Source organism: Acinetobacter sichuanensis (assembly GCF_003024515.2).
Classification (GTDB): domain Bacteria; phylum Pseudomonadota; class Gammaproteobacteria; order Pseudomonadales; family Moraxellaceae; genus Acinetobacter; species Acinetobacter sichuanensis.
Window position 1 is genome coordinate 1 of record NZ_PYIX02000044.1, and the last position, 15,328, is coordinate 15,328.

Annotated in this window: 9 protein-coding genes and 6 pseudogenes; 8 read left to right on the top strand and 7 right to left on the bottom strand. The window is 37.5% G+C overall.

Going from position 1 to position 15,328, the window contains the following annotated elements; translation table 11 throughout:
* The 4 genes and pseudogenes from C9E89_RS24160 to C9E89_RS18315 form a co-directional block, all read left to right on the top strand.
* A pseudogene (locus tag C9E89_RS24160) lies at nucleotides 1–106 on the top strand (Ig-like domain-containing protein); the annotation flags it as partial.
* Nucleotides 107–1,975: 1,869 nt separating this feature from the next.
* Nucleotides 1,976–5,194 (top strand): BapA/Bap/LapF family large adhesin, encoded by a 3,219-nt coding sequence (locus C9E89_RS23870; protein ID WP_228199065.1) that lies wholly within the window; start codon nucleotides 1,976–1,978, stop codon nucleotides 5,192–5,194.
* A 135-nt stretch (nucleotides 5,195–5,329) separates the two neighbouring features.
* Entirely contained in the window at nucleotides 5,330–6,994 is a 1,665-nt protein-coding gene (locus C9E89_RS18310; protein WP_107009773.1) for a poly alpha-glucosyltransferase, read from the top strand.
* 56 nt (nucleotides 6,995–7,050) lie between these two features.
* Nucleotides 7,051–7,867, top strand: a pseudogene (locus C9E89_RS18315) (IS5 family transposase).
* 50 nt (nucleotides 7,868–7,917) lie between these two features.
* Here the strand turns inward: C9E89_RS18315 and C9E89_RS18320 are convergent.
* Nucleotides 7,918–8,010: pseudogene (locus C9E89_RS18320) on the bottom strand (IS5/IS1182 family transposase); the annotation flags it as partial.
* A 99-nt stretch (nucleotides 8,011–8,109) separates the two neighbouring features.
* Here C9E89_RS18320 and C9E89_RS18325 point away from each other — a divergent pair.
* Nucleotides 8,110–8,901: pseudogene (locus tag C9E89_RS18325) on the top strand (IS982 family transposase).
* Nucleotides 8,902–8,965: 64 nt separating this feature from the next.
* Here C9E89_RS18325 and C9E89_RS18330 read toward each other — a convergent pair.
* Nucleotides 8,966–9,370 (bottom strand): transposase family protein, encoded by a 405-nt coding sequence (locus C9E89_RS18330; protein ID WP_171405172.1) that lies wholly within the window; start codon nucleotides 9,368–9,370, stop codon nucleotides 8,966–8,968.
* 83 nt (nucleotides 9,371–9,453) lie between these two features.
* Between C9E89_RS18330 and C9E89_RS18335 the strand changes: the two are divergent.
* Nucleotides 9,454–9,603: pseudogene (locus C9E89_RS18335) on the top strand (oxidoreductase); the annotation flags it as partial.
* 102 nt (nucleotides 9,604–9,705) lie between these two features.
* On the opposite strand, the pseudogene C9E89_RS18340 reads toward C9E89_RS18335, so the two are convergent.
* The 4 genes and pseudogenes from C9E89_RS18340 to C9E89_RS18355 all read right to left on the bottom strand — a co-directional run bounded on the left by C9E89_RS18340 (nucleotide 9,706) and on the right by C9E89_RS18355 (nucleotide 12,533).
* Nucleotides 9,706–10,740, bottom strand: a pseudogene (locus C9E89_RS18340) (IS66 family transposase).
* Between the two features lie 74 nt (nucleotides 10,741–10,814).
* The gene (gene tnpB, locus C9E89_RS18345) at nucleotides 10,815–11,105 is read right to left on the bottom strand and encodes an IS66 family insertion sequence element accessory protein TnpB (protein WP_107009771.1); all 291 of its coding nucleotides are present in this window, start codon (nucleotides 11,103–11,105) and stop codon (nucleotides 10,815–10,817) included.
* The gene (locus C9E89_RS24165; RefSeq protein WP_107009776.1) at nucleotides 11,000–11,332 is read right to left on the bottom strand and encodes a transposase; all 333 of its coding nucleotides are present in this window, start codon (nucleotides 11,330–11,332) and stop codon (nucleotides 11,000–11,002) included. Before C9E89_RS24165 ends, tnpB begins: the two co-directional genes overlap by 106 nt.
* Nucleotides 11,333–11,543: 211 nt before the next feature.
* Nucleotides 11,544–12,533, bottom strand: coding sequence for a diaminopimelate dehydrogenase (locus C9E89_RS18355; protein ID WP_107009770.1), 990 nt, complete (start codon nucleotides 12,531–12,533; stop codon nucleotides 11,544–11,546).
* Between the two features lie 519 nt (nucleotides 12,534–13,052).
* On the opposite strand from C9E89_RS18355, the gene C9E89_RS18360 reads away from it, so the two are divergent.
* Nucleotides 13,053–13,253 (top strand): CopG family transcriptional regulator, encoded by a 201-nt coding sequence (locus tag C9E89_RS18360; protein WP_107009769.1) that lies wholly within the window; start codon nucleotides 13,053–13,055, stop codon nucleotides 13,251–13,253.
* Between the two features lie 131 nt (nucleotides 13,254–13,384).
* On the opposite strand, the gene C9E89_RS18365 is transcribed toward C9E89_RS18360, so the two are convergent.
* Nucleotides 13,385–13,741: a roadblock/LC7 domain-containing protein gene (locus tag C9E89_RS18365; RefSeq protein WP_107009768.1), complete on the bottom strand. Its 357-nt coding sequence runs from the start codon at nucleotides 13,739–13,741 to the stop codon at nucleotides 13,385–13,387.
* 294 nt (nucleotides 13,742–14,035) lie between these two features.
* Between C9E89_RS18365 and pncB the strand changes: the two genes are divergently transcribed.
* Nucleotides 14,036–15,244 carry a nicotinate phosphoribosyltransferase gene (gene pncB / locus C9E89_RS18370; protein WP_107009767.1) on the top strand — a complete coding sequence of 403 codons (1,209 nt, stop codon included), beginning with the start codon at nucleotides 14,036–14,038 and terminating at the stop codon, nucleotides 15,242–15,244.
* Nucleotides 15,245–15,328: the final 84 nt, after the last annotated feature.

A 15,328-nucleotide genomic window follows, 5' to 3' on the forward strand; every position in this document is an offset into this window, starting at 1 on the left:
TCAAGATGGCAATTTTTCGATTGAATTAGAAAATCCGCTGACAAATGGCGAGAAGGTTAATGTAACTGCTAAGGATGCAGCTAATAATATTTCCTTACCTACGCTTGTAATTGCGCCAAACATTGATGATGGTGATTCGGATTCTGACAGTGATTCGGACTCTGATAGTGACTCGGATTCGGATTCTGACAGTGATTCTGATTCGGATTCTGACAGCGACTCGGATTCTGACAGTGATTCGGACTCTGATAGTGACTCGGATTCTGACAGTGACTCTGATTCTGACAGCGACTCGGACTCTGATAGTGACTCGGATTCTGATAGTGATTCGGATTCTGACAGTGATTCGGATTCTGACAGTGATTCGGATTCTGACAGCGACTCGGATTCTGACAGCGACTCTGATTCAGATTCTGACAGCGACTCGGACTCTGATAGTGACTCGGATTCTGACAGTGATTCGGATTCTGACAGTGACTCGGATTCTGACAGTGATTCTGATTCTGACAGCGACTCGGATTCTGACAGTGATTCGGACTCTGATAGTGACTCGGATTCTGACAGTGATTCTGACAGCGACTCGGACTCTGATAGTGACTCGGACTCTGATAGTGACTCGGACTCTGATAGTGACTCGGATTCTGATAGCGACTCTGATTCTGACAGTGATTCGGACAGCGACAGCGATTCGGATTCTGACAGTGATTCGGATTCTGATAGTGACTCGGATTCTGACAGTGATTCGGACTCTGATAGTGACTCGGATTCTGACAGTGACTCGGATTCTGACAGCGACTCGGACTCTGATAGTGACTCGGATTCTGATAGCGACTCGGATTCTGACAGTGATTCGGACAGCGACAGCGATTCGGATTCTGACAGTGACTCGGATTCGGATTCTGACAGTGACTCTGATTCTGACAGCGACTCTGATTCGGATTCTGACAGTGATTCGGACAGCGACAGCGATTCGGATTCAGATTCTGACAGCGACTCGGATTCTGACAGTGATTCGGACTCTGATAGTGACTCGGATTCTGACAGCGACTCGGATTCTGACAGTGATTCGGATTCTGATAGCGACTCTGATTCTGACAGTGATTCGGACAGCGACAGCGATTCGGATTCTGACAGTGACTCGGATTCGGATTCTGACAGTGACTCGGATTCTGACAGCGACTCGGATTCTGACAGTGACTCGGATTCTGACAGTGACTCGGACTCTGATAGTGACTCTGATTCTGACAGCGACTCGGATTCTGACAGTGATTCGGATTCTGACAGCGACTCGGATTCTGATAGTGACTCGGATTCTGACAGTGACTCGGATTCTGACAGCGACTCGGACTCTGATAGTGACTCTGATTCTGATAGCGACTCGGATTCTGACAGTGACTCGGATTCGGATTCTGACAGCGACTCTGATTCGGATTCTGACAGCGACTCGGACTCTGATAGTGACTCTGATTCTGACAGTGATTCGGATTCTGACAGCGACTCGGATTCTGATAGTGACTCGGACTCTGATAGTGACTCTGATTCTGACAGTGACTCGGATTCTGACAGTGACTCGGATTCTGACAGTGATTCGGATTCTGATAGTGACTCGGATTCGGACAGCGACTCGGACTCTGATAGTGACTCGGATTCTGACAGTGATTCGGATTCTGACAGTGACTCTGATTCTGACAGTGATTCGGATTCTGACAGCGACTCGGACTCTGATAGTGACTCGGATTCGGACTCTGATTCTGACAGTGACTCTGACTCTGATAGTGACTCGGATTCTGACAGTGATTCTGATTCGGACAGCGACTCAGATACGGATCCGCTTGAAGATGCACCAAAAGCCGAAGACAATGTTGGTGATCAACAAGGTCCAATTGCAAGCAACGGCTTAACCAACGATCCTCGTCCAGTTATTTCTGGTACAGGTGCAATTGGGGGTGCTGTAATTAACATCTATAATAACGGTATGCCTATTGGTTCAACAACTGCAGATCAAGATGGTACTTGGTCACTGACACCAAATGTAGATCTGATTGAAGGCGATAACTCGATTACCGCAACACAAACTGAAGGTGGTAAGAACGAAAGTGAGTACTCTCCAGCGCTTGAATTTGAAGTGGATACACTTCCACCAATAATTAAGTCTGCTGAATTGACTGAAGACGAATCAACGCTGACAGTTGAAACAGAAGCTAATGCCAAAGTGACAGTGACAGATATCGATGGTAATGTCCTTGCTGAAGGTACTGCTGATGGAAATGGCCTCTTTGTATTCAATAACGATACATCATTGGAAAAAGGCACCTTGTTGAATATTACTGCTGCTGATGCAGCGGGTAATAAATCGGATACACAGGTCCGCGCTGGGCTGGCTGAAGTTGTTGCACCGGCTGATAATATCATTGACTTAATATTGGATGCTGAGCCGTTAGAAACTGTAGACCAAACTTTGCAGGGTACTAACAAGCTTGGATTTACACTGGCGAATGTCGGTCTGGGTCCAGTTTTAGGTGTGGATGTATTGCCAAATATCCTTAAAAACTCTGTACAAATTGATGTAGATGAAAATCAAGTCAAAGATGTGACAGTATCTGGTATGGCAGTTGGTGTTCAGCTTGTTGGTACAATGGACTTGTTTGTCTATAAGCTGAATGAATCAACAGGGCAATGGGAACAACATGCTGCTAAAGAGAACTGGGTTATTTCTTGGTTGCTAGGTGGCAAATCTAAGGAAACTGACTTTAGTCTCACTGAAGGTAAATGGATGTTTGTAATGGCATCTGGCGAGGGGGTTCAAGCACTCACTGGCTACAGCCTTCATTTCGATAAAGCAATTATCAAGGATTACAATGAAGCGACGTCTATCAGTGGTGAAGTATTTGGTAATGTGATTACCGATGAAGATGCGATCAATGGTAAAGATGAACTGCCAGAAGGAACCGTTATTACAGCAGTCAATGGTCAAGCGATCAATGCGGATGGTGACACGTTCATTGAAGGTCAATACGGAACACTGACGATTAAGGCAGATGGTACTTATACCTATGTGGTAGATAGTGAATTCCGTGGTCCATTTGGTTCCAAAGATGTATTCACTTATCAAGTGACTTCTCCGGCAGGTAATACTGCTGAAGCGAAGCTTGAGATTGAATTGAATATTGAGCCAGCTGAAGACCGAATTGATATTCACAATACAGTGATACTCGATCTCGAGCCTCAAGTAACGCTAGATACAAATGATAGTGACATTAAACCAGCAATTGGCTTTGACCTTGTGAAACTGGGTTTCCTTGGCGGAATTCTAAGTGCTGATGCATTGTCTGCTGCGGGTGCGATGAAGTTTAGCGTTGATGATGACACTGTACGTGAGCTGACCTTCTCTGGTAGTAGTGGCGGTGTAAGTTTGTTCACAACTTACGAGTTGTACATCTTCAAGCTAGACGAAACTACTGGTAATTATGTACAAGTTCATAAAGAAGCTGATTGGTTCACTGTATATGCGTTGGCGGGTTGGTCCGATAAACTCACTATGCAGTTTGGTGAAGGCGAATACCGTGCACTGATGACCAGTAAAGGTGGATTGTCTGTGTTAACAGGTGCCGGTCTTTATGTTGATCACGACAAGATCTATGACTACAACACACCTGTGAAGTATCAAGGTGAAGTATCTGGTGATGCAACTGCAGATGAAGGCGCTTTCTTGGTCAAAGTGAATGGTCAAGATGTAGATACAACGAAAACAACTGTAGTTGAAGGACAATACGGCACTTTGACGATCAATGCCGATGGTACCTACACTTATAATGTCACTAAACCTGACAATGCGGGTGCAGATTGGCAGCCACCATACGGTAAGGTCGATACTTTCCGTCTAGTGACCCAAGATGCACATGGTAAATCTGTTGTTCAATCTTTAAATATCAAGATTGGTACCCATGCAGCGCAGGATGACTTTGTTGATGTTCAAATTGAACAAAGCAATGAAATCAGCACTGACCTTGATAAACTCAATGTTGTCGAAAATGCAGTAGGAGATAAGCAAGTTCAAGTTAAAAATGAAAGCGTTGGTAAAACGTTTAATGCAACCTATACCAACACTTATGATCATACTAAAACGTTTAATGTAAGTGAAAATACTGCTGCAAACGGTAAAATTGAGATCATTGCAGAAACCAATCAGGCTTTAGGCAATGATGATAAGTGGGGGAATGTTCAATCCATTTATGAAATCTTTGATGCAAATCATAATTTGATTGTGTCTGGAAGTCTGGACTTTGTAAAAGGTAGTGGTTTATTCCCGAACGACACTTATCATAAAACAATTAACCTTGCGGATCTTAAAGCAGGTGAGTATACCATTGAGATCAAAGTAGTGAATGTGACTACCGATAGCTACTATAGTCTCTCGGGTCTTACTAATGGAACAGCTACTAACAATGGTGAGTTCCATGTATCGACTAAGGTGACTGTAAAAGAAACTTCATTGACTGACTACAAGTCAGGCAATGAACCTGAAATCAATGGTAATATTCTTGCTAATGATGAAGGTGTGACCAAAATCGATACACTGAAAGTAGGAAACAAAGAAGTTTACGTCAACGACCCACACAAAGGCGCTGCTTCAATCAGCATTGATGGTCAGTATGGTTCGATAACGATCAATAAGGATGGTTCATATAGCTATAAACCAGATGGTAAAGGTTTTGGTATCGAACGCTTTGAATATGAAACAGTTTCTAAACTAGGTGTGAAAGAGACAGCTGTACTTGAAATCAATGTTGGTAAGGAAGTTGTTGGAAGTAAATACGGTGATATCGTTGAAAGTTCTGCAGCTAATGATACCTATACATTGGATGAAGGTGCAGATACCTTAATCTATAAGGTACTTGACACTTCATTGGCGAATGTTGGTGGTAACGGTGGTAATGGTGTTGATACCTGGACCGACTTCAATGCAGATCAAGGTGATATGATTGATATTTCGGAATTGCTTGATGATCAAGCCACAGCCGACAATATTAAGGACTATGTAACTTATGAAGATGGTGTATTGAAAATTGATCGTAATGGTCAGGCAGATCATTCTGGAAATCCAGAAGGTAGGTCAGATTATGTCGATTTAATCCATATCAATTCGGATAAGAGCTTAGAGGAATTATTAAATAACAATATTATCTGGCACTAATCAGTCATTGAACTAGTATACTAAAAAAAGAGGACCTAAGGGTCCTCTTTTTTTTAAATAAGTTGTTATTTAATATACTAAATAGTTTTATATGATATAATTTAATTATAAGTTTTAGTGTCTTAGTGTGTTTTTATGTCAATTAAAAAATATAGTGAATTATTAACTTTTAAAAAAAATCTAGTGGCATGGATTGAAAATCTGATTGAAGATAAAAAAATAAAATCAGATTTATTTGTCATATTTTTTTCATATGGAAGTGCTGAAAAACGATGCAAGGTCTGGGAAGATAGTGACCAAGATCTGGCTAAAATTATAAAGAGATTATTAAACTTTGTTGATAAAGTATTTAACAAAGACAATAAAAATTTAGATTTTGTGAAAATAGATATTGCCTATAATGTTGAAAAAAAAGCATGGGATGATTTTCTTTTTCAAGTCAAATCACAAAAGCACAATAATCATTTAAGAAAAGGAATCAGTCTGGATAAGAACTTTAATATAACTTTTCTTGAACAAGAAATTTATGCTAAAGCCATTATTAAAAGCATTGTATTTAATGAACCAAACTTCTTCGAAGAAAAAAACTTAAATGATGCCATTAAGAAAAAATATCCAAGTATTTCAAAGAATCTTTTACTCAGTGAAATTGAATATGTGTGGGTTTTTGATACCTATGCCGCCTATTATGAGAATGAAAACTTTATTCAGTTGTATAGTCAGAACTGTGAAAATGGTATACGTTTTTTAAAGAATAAAAATAAATATCATATTTTTGATTTAATAGAAAAAAACTCAAAATTTCTATATGATCAGATACAAGAGGATGGTCGATTTATATATGGCTATTTCCCAGCTTATAATAGAGAAATTAAAAGTTATAATACTGTTAGACACTGTACCGCGCTTTACGCATTACTAGAAACATTTGAAGTAAAATTTAATAATGAATATTTGAGCCAAATTAAAAAATCAATGGAATATTCGATTCAACATTTTTATAAAGAAGTTGATGGCAAAGGTTTTATGATTGATGGTGGCGAGGATGATTTAGAAGTAAAACTGGGTTCAAATGCTACTGCAATATTTATGTTTGCAAAATATCAAGAAATAACCAAAGACAGTCAATACATAAAATATGCTGAAAAATTGGCAGAAGGCATTATGTATATGATTGATGAAAATGGTGAAACCACGCATGTATTAAACTATCCTACATTGGACGTAAAAGAAAAGTTTCGTATTATTTATTATGACGGTGAAGCAGCTTTAGGTTTATTAAGATTATATCAACTTAATCAATATAAACCTTTGCTGGATACTGTAAAGTTAATGTTTGAGCATTTTATAGATAAAAAATATGATAAATATCATGACCATTGGTTAAGTTATTGTACCAATGAATTGACAATGATTTGCCCTGAAGAAAAATATTTTAAGTTTGGGATAGATAACTATCTAAAACATATGAAATTTATTAGAGAACGTAAAACAGCTTATGCGACATTTTTAGAAATGATGATGTCAGCTTATAAAATGGTAAATCGTTTAAAAGGAACAGATTTTACTACATTATATCAATCTGCCAAGGTTGAGGAGCTGAATGAACTTATTCAATATAGAGTGGAGTTTCAGCGCGCAACAGGTTTCTTTTATCCTGAAATGGCGATGTATATGGCTAAGCCAAATAAAATTTTAAATGCATTTTATGTACGTCATGATCGCTTTCGTACACGAATAGATGACCAAGAACATAATTTGTCAGGTTTAGTTGCTTATTATAATTATTTTGAGGTGTAAAAGGCTTTGTTGCACAAACCTAGCGTAGAAGGCTTCTTCAGTAATATAGTTTCAGAATGAAGAAGCCTGCACCTAAAATCTATCGTACAATTTATTGGTCATCCTATAATCAATCTTTAATTAACCGAGGTAATATCTCCATTTGGTTTGACCCAAAGACCCAGTGGTATGCACAATTACAAGGCAAGCAAGGTCGAAATCAAACCTACTCCGATACAGCGATTCAATGCTGTTTAATGATTAAATCCTTATTTCGTCTATCTTTACGCATGGTCACTGGTTTTGTCCAAAGTCTGATTAAACTGTGTGGTCTAGATTGGATAGCTCCAGATTATTCCACCATCTGCAGAAGGCAAAAGCATATTGATATTGCGATAAGCTATCAGAAAAGTCGTGATGGGTTACACTTACTCGTCGACTCTACGGTTTTAAAATTTATAGGTGAAGGTGAATGGAAACGAAAGAAATATGGACCTGAATATCGTCACCAATGGCATAAACTACATATTGGTATCGATGCTGAAACCCTTCAAATACGTGCTGTACAGCTCTCTACAAATAATGTCAGTGATTCACAAGTACTTGAGGATTTACTTGCGCAAATTCCCTTGGATGAACGAATTAATTCGGTCTATACCGATGGTGCTTATGACACAAAGTACTGCAGAACGGCTCGGCAGATCGCTTTGGAAAAAGTGGTCTGGTTATCATCGTCGAAGTTTGGTGGAAACCAAAATACATTACATCAAATTATTGGGCGATAAACTCAGTGCAAGGAGCTTTTCTAGTCAGGTTAATGAAATCCATGCACGTATAGCCGTGTTAAATAAATTCATAGGATTAGGTCGCCCTCATACCCAAGTTGTCTCTTAAATTTGGAATACTTAGGGTACTTTACCTTTTAAAACTTTATGCAACAAAGCCTCTGTACATACGACTTCTGTTTCATCTAAGTCCAACTTTTCAATTAATTTAGGCGTGATCTTGACATCATGTGTTGTTCCATCCAAGATAATAATTTACCTGAGTCCGAGCTAAAAAAAGAGTAGAAAAAAACCTTAGTGTTTGTAATGTATTTGTTCTCAAGACAAAACATTAAAATACAAGGCTTCTCTATGGATCATATTACCGAATTATTTTGTATTTTGGATGACTTTTGCAAAATATTTAATGAGTCTTTAGAGAAGTCTCTAATTTCTGATCAAAATCAATTAACACAGAAATCTACTTGAAGCTTATCTGACTGAAGTCACGGCGATTGTGATTTTATTTCACCAATCAGGGTACAGATTTTTTAAATATTTTTATTGCTACATGGTCGTTCCTTTCTGGAAATCCGCTTTTCCTAAACTTATTAGCTATAACCGTTTTATTGAAATTATGCCTCGTTGTTTACAAGCGTTAAGCTGTTTTTTTCACAAAGTAAAAGGTCAAGACACAGGTATTAGTATTATTGATTCAACTAAATTAGTGGTTTGTAATAATCTCAGAATTAAAAGACACCGTGTGTTTATGGATTTAAATTACATATTGTGATCAATAGTTTAGGTGAATTCATTAATTTAGAAGTCACATCAGCTAATGTTCATGATGTCGCAGTACTTGAAGCACTTACTTTAGAGTTAAAAGGAATATTGCTTTGTGACAAAGGTTATTTAAGTAAAACGAAGACTAAAGCTTTAGAGGCAAGAGGGCTAAAATTATTGACACCTTCACGTAAGAATATGAAGCATGTTGAATTGAAAACACCACAGGAAAAAGAGTTACTGTCATGACGAGGCTTGATTGAAACCGTGAATGATCAATTGAAGAATTTACATCAAATTGAGCACTCACGTCATCGTTCCATCAATAATTTTATAGTGAATATCATGAAAGTTATGCTTACTTCCTTTACACATATTTAAGCTGGGTATTTCTAGCGTCTTATAATGGGCTATTGCCTGAACTTTAAACGTATGTGCTTTTTTCTTACCGCTGTAGCTCAACTTTTGCTTTTTTGGGGACGTTGAACTGGAATTTCGTTGTATCAACAATAACAACATTCCAATCAAAGCCTGTACCTTTAGGTATTTTTTTATTTAAATTAAATAGGTTAGAACTGATTAAGCAATCTTCGACATGACGTACGATACGTGATGCTGTTGCTTCTGAAACACAGTACGTCATCCTAACATGGAATAAGGTTCGATATTCACGCCAATAATTTAAGCATAACAGGAGTTGATCCTCTAAATCCAATTTACAGGGTCTACCTTTTACATGTAAATGCTGTTTTAATTCGGTCAACATTACATCAAAAGTTAACCAGCTAATGCCAGTCAATCGTTTAAATTGAATATCTGGAAGCTGTTGAATATCTTTATATCTCATCATTGAATTATGTATCATAGATGAAAAATATTCTGATTTAAAAATAATCAATCAATTGATCATTATTTGATTTATGAAAGAGACCTAATGTTGAATGTTTATGTGAAACTGCGATTTTACAAGGGGAAGTGGAGCATTTTGACCAATATTTAGATGACGATGAAAAAGCATCACAGCAAAGTATGATGATTTGTGTTTCTCGTGCCAAAGGTAAAGAAATCACTTTAGATCCATAAGCCAGTCTTTCATTTTATTGATTTTAAAAATTAAAAACCGAGTTAGATATAGCGTAAGCATCCGCTGAACCCCATCGCTAAGTTTTAATGAGGATTAGGTTTTCATCGGTGTGGCAACAATTCTTTTATTTGGGTCACTTTATGTGTTGGCAGTCTTTTGAGTACATCACTTAAATAAGCATAAGGATCCAAACCATTCAGTTTAGTTGATTGGATTAAAGTCATGATATTGGCTGCCCGTTGCCCACTTCTAAGTGAACCTGCAAATCCAGTTTTTACGTCCAAGAGTCCACGGGCGTATCTGATTCTCAATCCCTTGCGAAGCAATGCTTCTCATGTCAATCGGGAGCATACCATCATCCAGATATCGGCTTAAGGAAGATCAACGTTTTAGACTATAATTGATCGCCTTGGCTAGAGATTCTAGTTCAACACCACAGCGACCAATCCAATCTGATAGCGTAGATCGAGAAAGATCAATACCAGCCCGTTGATAGATCAGGTGCTGACGGTACAGTGGCAAATGATCCGCATATTTCGATATCAGCACATGGCTGAGCAATTCAGGTGTGGTATCTCATTTATCAATGACATAAGCAGGCATCGGTTCCTACTTGATGGTTTCGCACTGATCACATACCCATTTGCCATGGATATGCTATTCTTTGTAGAACTAGGTAGGCTTGAAATTGAGTTTTTCGCTCAGATCTTCACCAATACGACGCAGCTGGCAAGCACATTGCGTTGATGTGGGTTTATGCTCGATGTAAATCCTAAGGGATCAGGTAATGGGCGACGTTTAGGTTTATTGGTTTTGGCTTTCTGTGTAGATCCATCTATTTTATCTGTATTCAGCCGTTCAAGTTCTAGCTCGACTGCTGTGATATCTTCTTCAACAGCTTCATCCCACAGATGGATTTGTTTGGCAGTGAGATGTTTGTTTTTACTGCCGAATTTGTGTTTTTTAAACAGTGCTAGCTCATGCTCGTATTTTTGATTGAGAATGGAAAGATCTTGAACTTTGGCATCTAAATGTTGATTTGATTTTTTTAATTGTTGATGCTGCATCGCCAATTGTCTGGTAAATTCCAGCAGTTTTTCATGGCTCAGTTGGCTTAAGTCAGGTAGTGTATTCATGACCATAGTATGCCTGAGGTTATGAGAATAAAGGAATAGAATCTTTGGAGAATAGCAGAATGAATGAGCTTGGTTTAGAGCATATTCACTATTTGAGATTGTCCTACTTGTTGCCAAGGCAACCCTTGAATCAGTGCATGTAATTGTTCAGAACTGAGTAAAATGATTTGACCCTGATGGATCTTTGCCCAGTGGAACTTGCCTTGTTCAAGTCGCCTTGCACACAGCCAAATACTCAGTCCATCATGGACTAGCACTTTCATGCGATGGCCACGTTTATTACAGAACAGATAAGCACAATGAGGTTTGACGCAGCCGAATGCTTTGAGAATTTGAGCAAGTGCAGTATCCATCCCTGTACGCATTCCATGGGCTGAGTAGACAACCAGATTTCATCGATACGGATCATATTGCCAGTGCCTTGAGTAATTCTGCCAAGGCAGGCATTAAGACCATACTGCAGTGCAACCGAAGCGATCGAGGTACTCGTCTCTTTGTAGGTATTAACAATACTGAGTTTGAATTCTTTGCTGTATGTCCTGCGTTTTTTAACAACAGTGCGATGTGCTGCTGAATATCTCTTTCTGTTCATTGACTAAGTCCCCACTTGTTTTTAAGTTAAGGCTTATAGGATCAATTCGTAAGGTGTGTTTAGCAGAGGCTTACGATATAGCTCGGTTTTTTGCATTTCAGCTATCATATTTAGCTTGAATATTGAGATCATACAAAAATGTGTTTTCATCAAAAAGACCACTTCGTATTATTGGCAAGTGGTCTTATTTTCAATACAGATCAGAAGCAGTTTAGAGCAATTCTTTACGTAATTGTTCAGATGTTTTAATTGAAAGTAATGCTGGTGCAACATCAAATGCAGTTTTTGCACCATATTGTTGGCTTTGATTTAAGCGATGACAAGCACGTGCATAAGCAACCAGTACACTCGCTGTAAACTCTGGATTACTTTCAAGTTTTAATGAAAACTCCATCACTTGAGACTGTTCAGCACTGGTGTTACCACTACGAATGACAAAACCACCATGAGGCATACGCTGATGATCTTTTTGTAGGGTTTCTTCGCTAATAAAGTTTACAGTCGTATTATAATCTGCAAAATAATCAGGCATGGTAACAATGGTGTTTTCAACCGTTGCTGCATTAGCACCGTCTTCTAAAACCACATAACAGTCACGATGATGCTTATCTTTTGTAGCTAATTCAGGACGTGCGCCACTACGCACTTGCTCAATGGCATCAGTTGAAGGAATGGTATATTGAACGCCTGCTTTAACACCTGCAACACGACGAATTGCATCTGAATGACCTTGGCTTAAACCTTTACCCCAAAATGTGTAAGTTTCACCATCAGGTAATAATGCTTCACCTAATAAACGATTAATTGAGAACATACCAGGATCCCAACCAATAGAAATTAAACAGGTTTTTTGATGAGCAGTTGCAGGTGCATCAACAGCAGCAAAATACTCAGGAATACGAGCATGTGTGTCAAAACTATCTACTGTATTAAACTGACTTGCGAAAATTGGTCCTTGTTGAGGTAAGTCATCTTTAGAACCACCACAAAGAATAAGTACATCAATTTTATTGCTAAAATCACTTAATAATTCATCAATGCTGTAGACCTGAGTTTCTGCAAAGCATGGTGAAACGCTACTTGGCGAACGACGAGTAAAAATACCAACCAACTGCATATCAGGGTTTTTATGAATAGCAGTTTCAACACCACGACCAAGGTTGCCGTAACCTGCGATGCCTACACGAATAGAATTTTGCATAAATACACTATCACTTAGTAACAAAGAGTTTGAAATATAAGCGTGTTTCGAGGTTCTAATCACCACAAAGTATGCAGTATGAAGATCCTTTTCAGTTTACTTATATTTTGTTTTCAAAGGATTATAGACTGATAAGCATGATTCTATCAGCATAAAATAACAAATAGAAAAGCACGATGGCATATAGATTGCTTAATACAGGCTTTTAAAAAATGAATTTTGGCTCATCACTGACCTAGAGATACATCATAAAGATGAATAATCATTTTTTAAAATCTTTATTTTTAAATAGATGAGTAAAAACTCATCTATGATTCAAAACACAAAAATGCTAAATTTATTAGGCAGAACAGAGCATAATTTTTCTCAAAAAACTCAATAAATTTATACTTTTTAAATTTAAATCACTTAAAAATGAGCCATTTTAAGAAATGACGAAAAGGTATTTTAAAATAGTTAATGAATTTATGTATTAATTTGATTAGAATTTAATGATAATAAACTAGAGAAGGTATTGTTGTGGAAAATAAAACAGCACGACTCACAATTTTGATTGATCCTGTCAAAAAGAAAGCGTTTGAAGAATTGTGTAATCAGCAAGACTTGACACCCTCTCAGGTGGTTCGTCAATTGATTCGTGAATATTTACAGACACATGGTGTGGAGTATGCAACTCAAATTAAAACCAATGCTGTTGAACGTCAGGAAAAAAATGACTAAAAAGATTCAAACAAATACAGATGAAATTTGTGTGAATTTTTTGACCATTTTAAATGACGATGAATAAATTAAAATCCTTCCATCACTTGGAGTAATGGAAGGGTGCTTGCTTAAGAGTTAATACTTAAGAATTAAGAAAAATCGAGTTCTTTTTCAAAAGCACGAAGTTCATGACGTGCCATTGCAAGATTAGATTTTTGACGATCTAAAACCAAGTATAAAAATAAATCTTCATTACGATCTAATGGACGTAATAAATGGTATTGCTTACCTAGTGTAATTAAAACATCTTCAACTTTATCATTGAGTTGTAAAGCTTTTGCAACTTTACGTTTTGCTCGGATGACTTCTGTATTACCTGCTGCTGCAAGCTCTAAGTCCAAACCTGAACCGATAGTTCCAAGTGCTAGACCACTTGAGCTATCAACTAAAGCTGCTGCAATTACCCCATCAATTTCATTTAGTGCATCTAAACTCAATTTAGCCATGTCTATATCCTATTTTTTTAAAAAAATTTTGAAATATAAAAAGTATTTTTTAACCTTAGCTTTTTTCAATACAGTTATATCTCACAGAATGTTAATTAAAAAATAATTAAATTTCAATAAAGATTAACTAAGACATATTTAATTATAATTATATGTTAATGTTTTGCTTTTGTTATTCACTAAAATTTAAAAGTCAGCAGATTTTTGTTAAAAATGTCAGATATCTGATTTTTTTGATTTGCAAGATGGGATTAAGTTTTTATAGTGAGTGTAGAACGATTAATTGGAACAAATATGCAACCCATCATTCAGTCATTGCTTGATACGGATTTGTACAAATTTACAATGTTGCAAGTGGTACTTCATAAGTTCCCACAAACACACAGCGTATATCATTTCCGTTGCCGAAACTTAGAAGATACCGTTTATCCATTGAAGGATATTTTAGATGATTTGAATGAGCAACTCGATTATCTCTGCCAATTAAGCTTTAAAGAAGATGAATTAACTTATCTACGCCGCTTACGTTTTATTAAAAGTGATTTCGTTGATTATTTAGAATTATTCCAATTAAAGCGCCGTTTTATTAAAGCTGGGATTGATGAAGAAGGACGTTTGGATATCTGGGTTGAAGGACCTATGGTTCAAGCTATGATGTTTGAAATATTCGTTTTGGCAATTGTCAATGAACTGTATTTCCGTCGGATTCGCTCCGATGAGGTGCTGGCGGAAGGAGAGCGTCGCCTACAGGCAAAAGTTGAATTATTGAAAAAATACACAGAAGAACAACAAGCCAATGATCCACCTTTCTTAGTTTCAGACTTTGGCACACGCCGCCGTTATAGTTTAGATTGGCAACGTCATGTGATTCAAACCTTTCATAAAGCAGCACCAAGTATTTTCCGTGGCACCAGTAATGTTCTGATTGCCAAAGAGCTTAATATTTTCCCAATTGGAACAATGGCACATGAGTTTTTACAAGCCTTCCAAGCTTTAGATGTACGATTACGTGATTTTCAAAAATCTGCACTAGAAACATGGGTACAAGAGTATCGAGGTGACTTGGGTATTGCCCTCACAGATGTTGTGGGGATGGATGCGTTTTTACGTGATTTTGATTTGTATTTTGCCAAACTATTTGATGGTTTACGTCATGACAGTGGCGACCCTTATGAATGGGGAGATAAAGCCTATCGACATTATTGTCAGCTCAAAATTGATACCAAAACTAAAATGCTCACATTTAGTGATGGCTTAGATTTAGAGCGCGCTTGGAGCTTATATCAATACTTTAAAGACCGCTTCCAAGTCAGTTTTGGTATAGGAACAAATTTAACCAATGATATGGGGCAAACGCCGTTAAATATTGTACTTAAACTTGTAGAGTGTAATGGTCAATCTGTCGCAAAAATTTCTGATAGTCCAGGAAAGACCATGACCGATAACGATACTTTTTTAGCGTATCTACGTCAGGTTTTTGAAATTGCTGAGCCAAGCAATTAGAAGAAAAACGATAGCTGATTTTTTGCTAAAGAAATGCAGGAAATCAGCTAAATCGTAAAAAAGACTATGCTAAGATGGTCAAAA

What these genes read in the sequence shown, in the direction of transcription:
- C9E89_RS23870 (WP_228199065.1), top strand. Translation starts at nt 1,976, where the DNA reads ATGCCTATTGGTTCAACAACTGCAGATCAAGATGGTACTTGGTCACTG.
- C9E89_RS18355 (WP_107009770.1), bottom strand. Translation starts at nt 12,533, where the DNA reads ATGCAAAATTCTATTCGTGTAGGCATCGCAGGTTACGGCAACCTTGGT.
- C9E89_RS18365 (WP_107009768.1), bottom strand. Translation starts at nt 13,741, where the DNA reads ATGGCTAAATTGAGTTTAGATGCACTAAATGAAATTGATGGGGTAATT.
- C9E89_RS24165 (WP_107009776.1), bottom strand. Translation starts at nt 11,332, where the DNA reads ATGAACAGAAAGAGATATTCAGCAGCACATCGCACTGTTGTTAAAAAA.
- tnpB (WP_107009771.1), bottom strand. Translation starts at nt 11,105, where the DNA reads ATGCGTACAGGGATGGATACTGCACTTGCTCAAATTCTCAAAGCATTC.
- C9E89_RS18310 (WP_107009773.1), top strand. Translation starts at nt 5,330, where the DNA reads ATGTCAATTAAAAAATATAGTGAATTATTAACTTTTAAAAAAAATCTA.
- pncB (WP_107009767.1), top strand. Translation starts at nt 14,036, where the DNA reads ATGCAACCCATCATTCAGTCATTGCTTGATACGGATTTGTACAAATTT.
- C9E89_RS18330 (WP_171405172.1), bottom strand. Translation starts at nt 9,370, where the DNA reads ATGATGAGATATAAAGATATTCAACAGCTTCCAGATATTCAATTTAAA.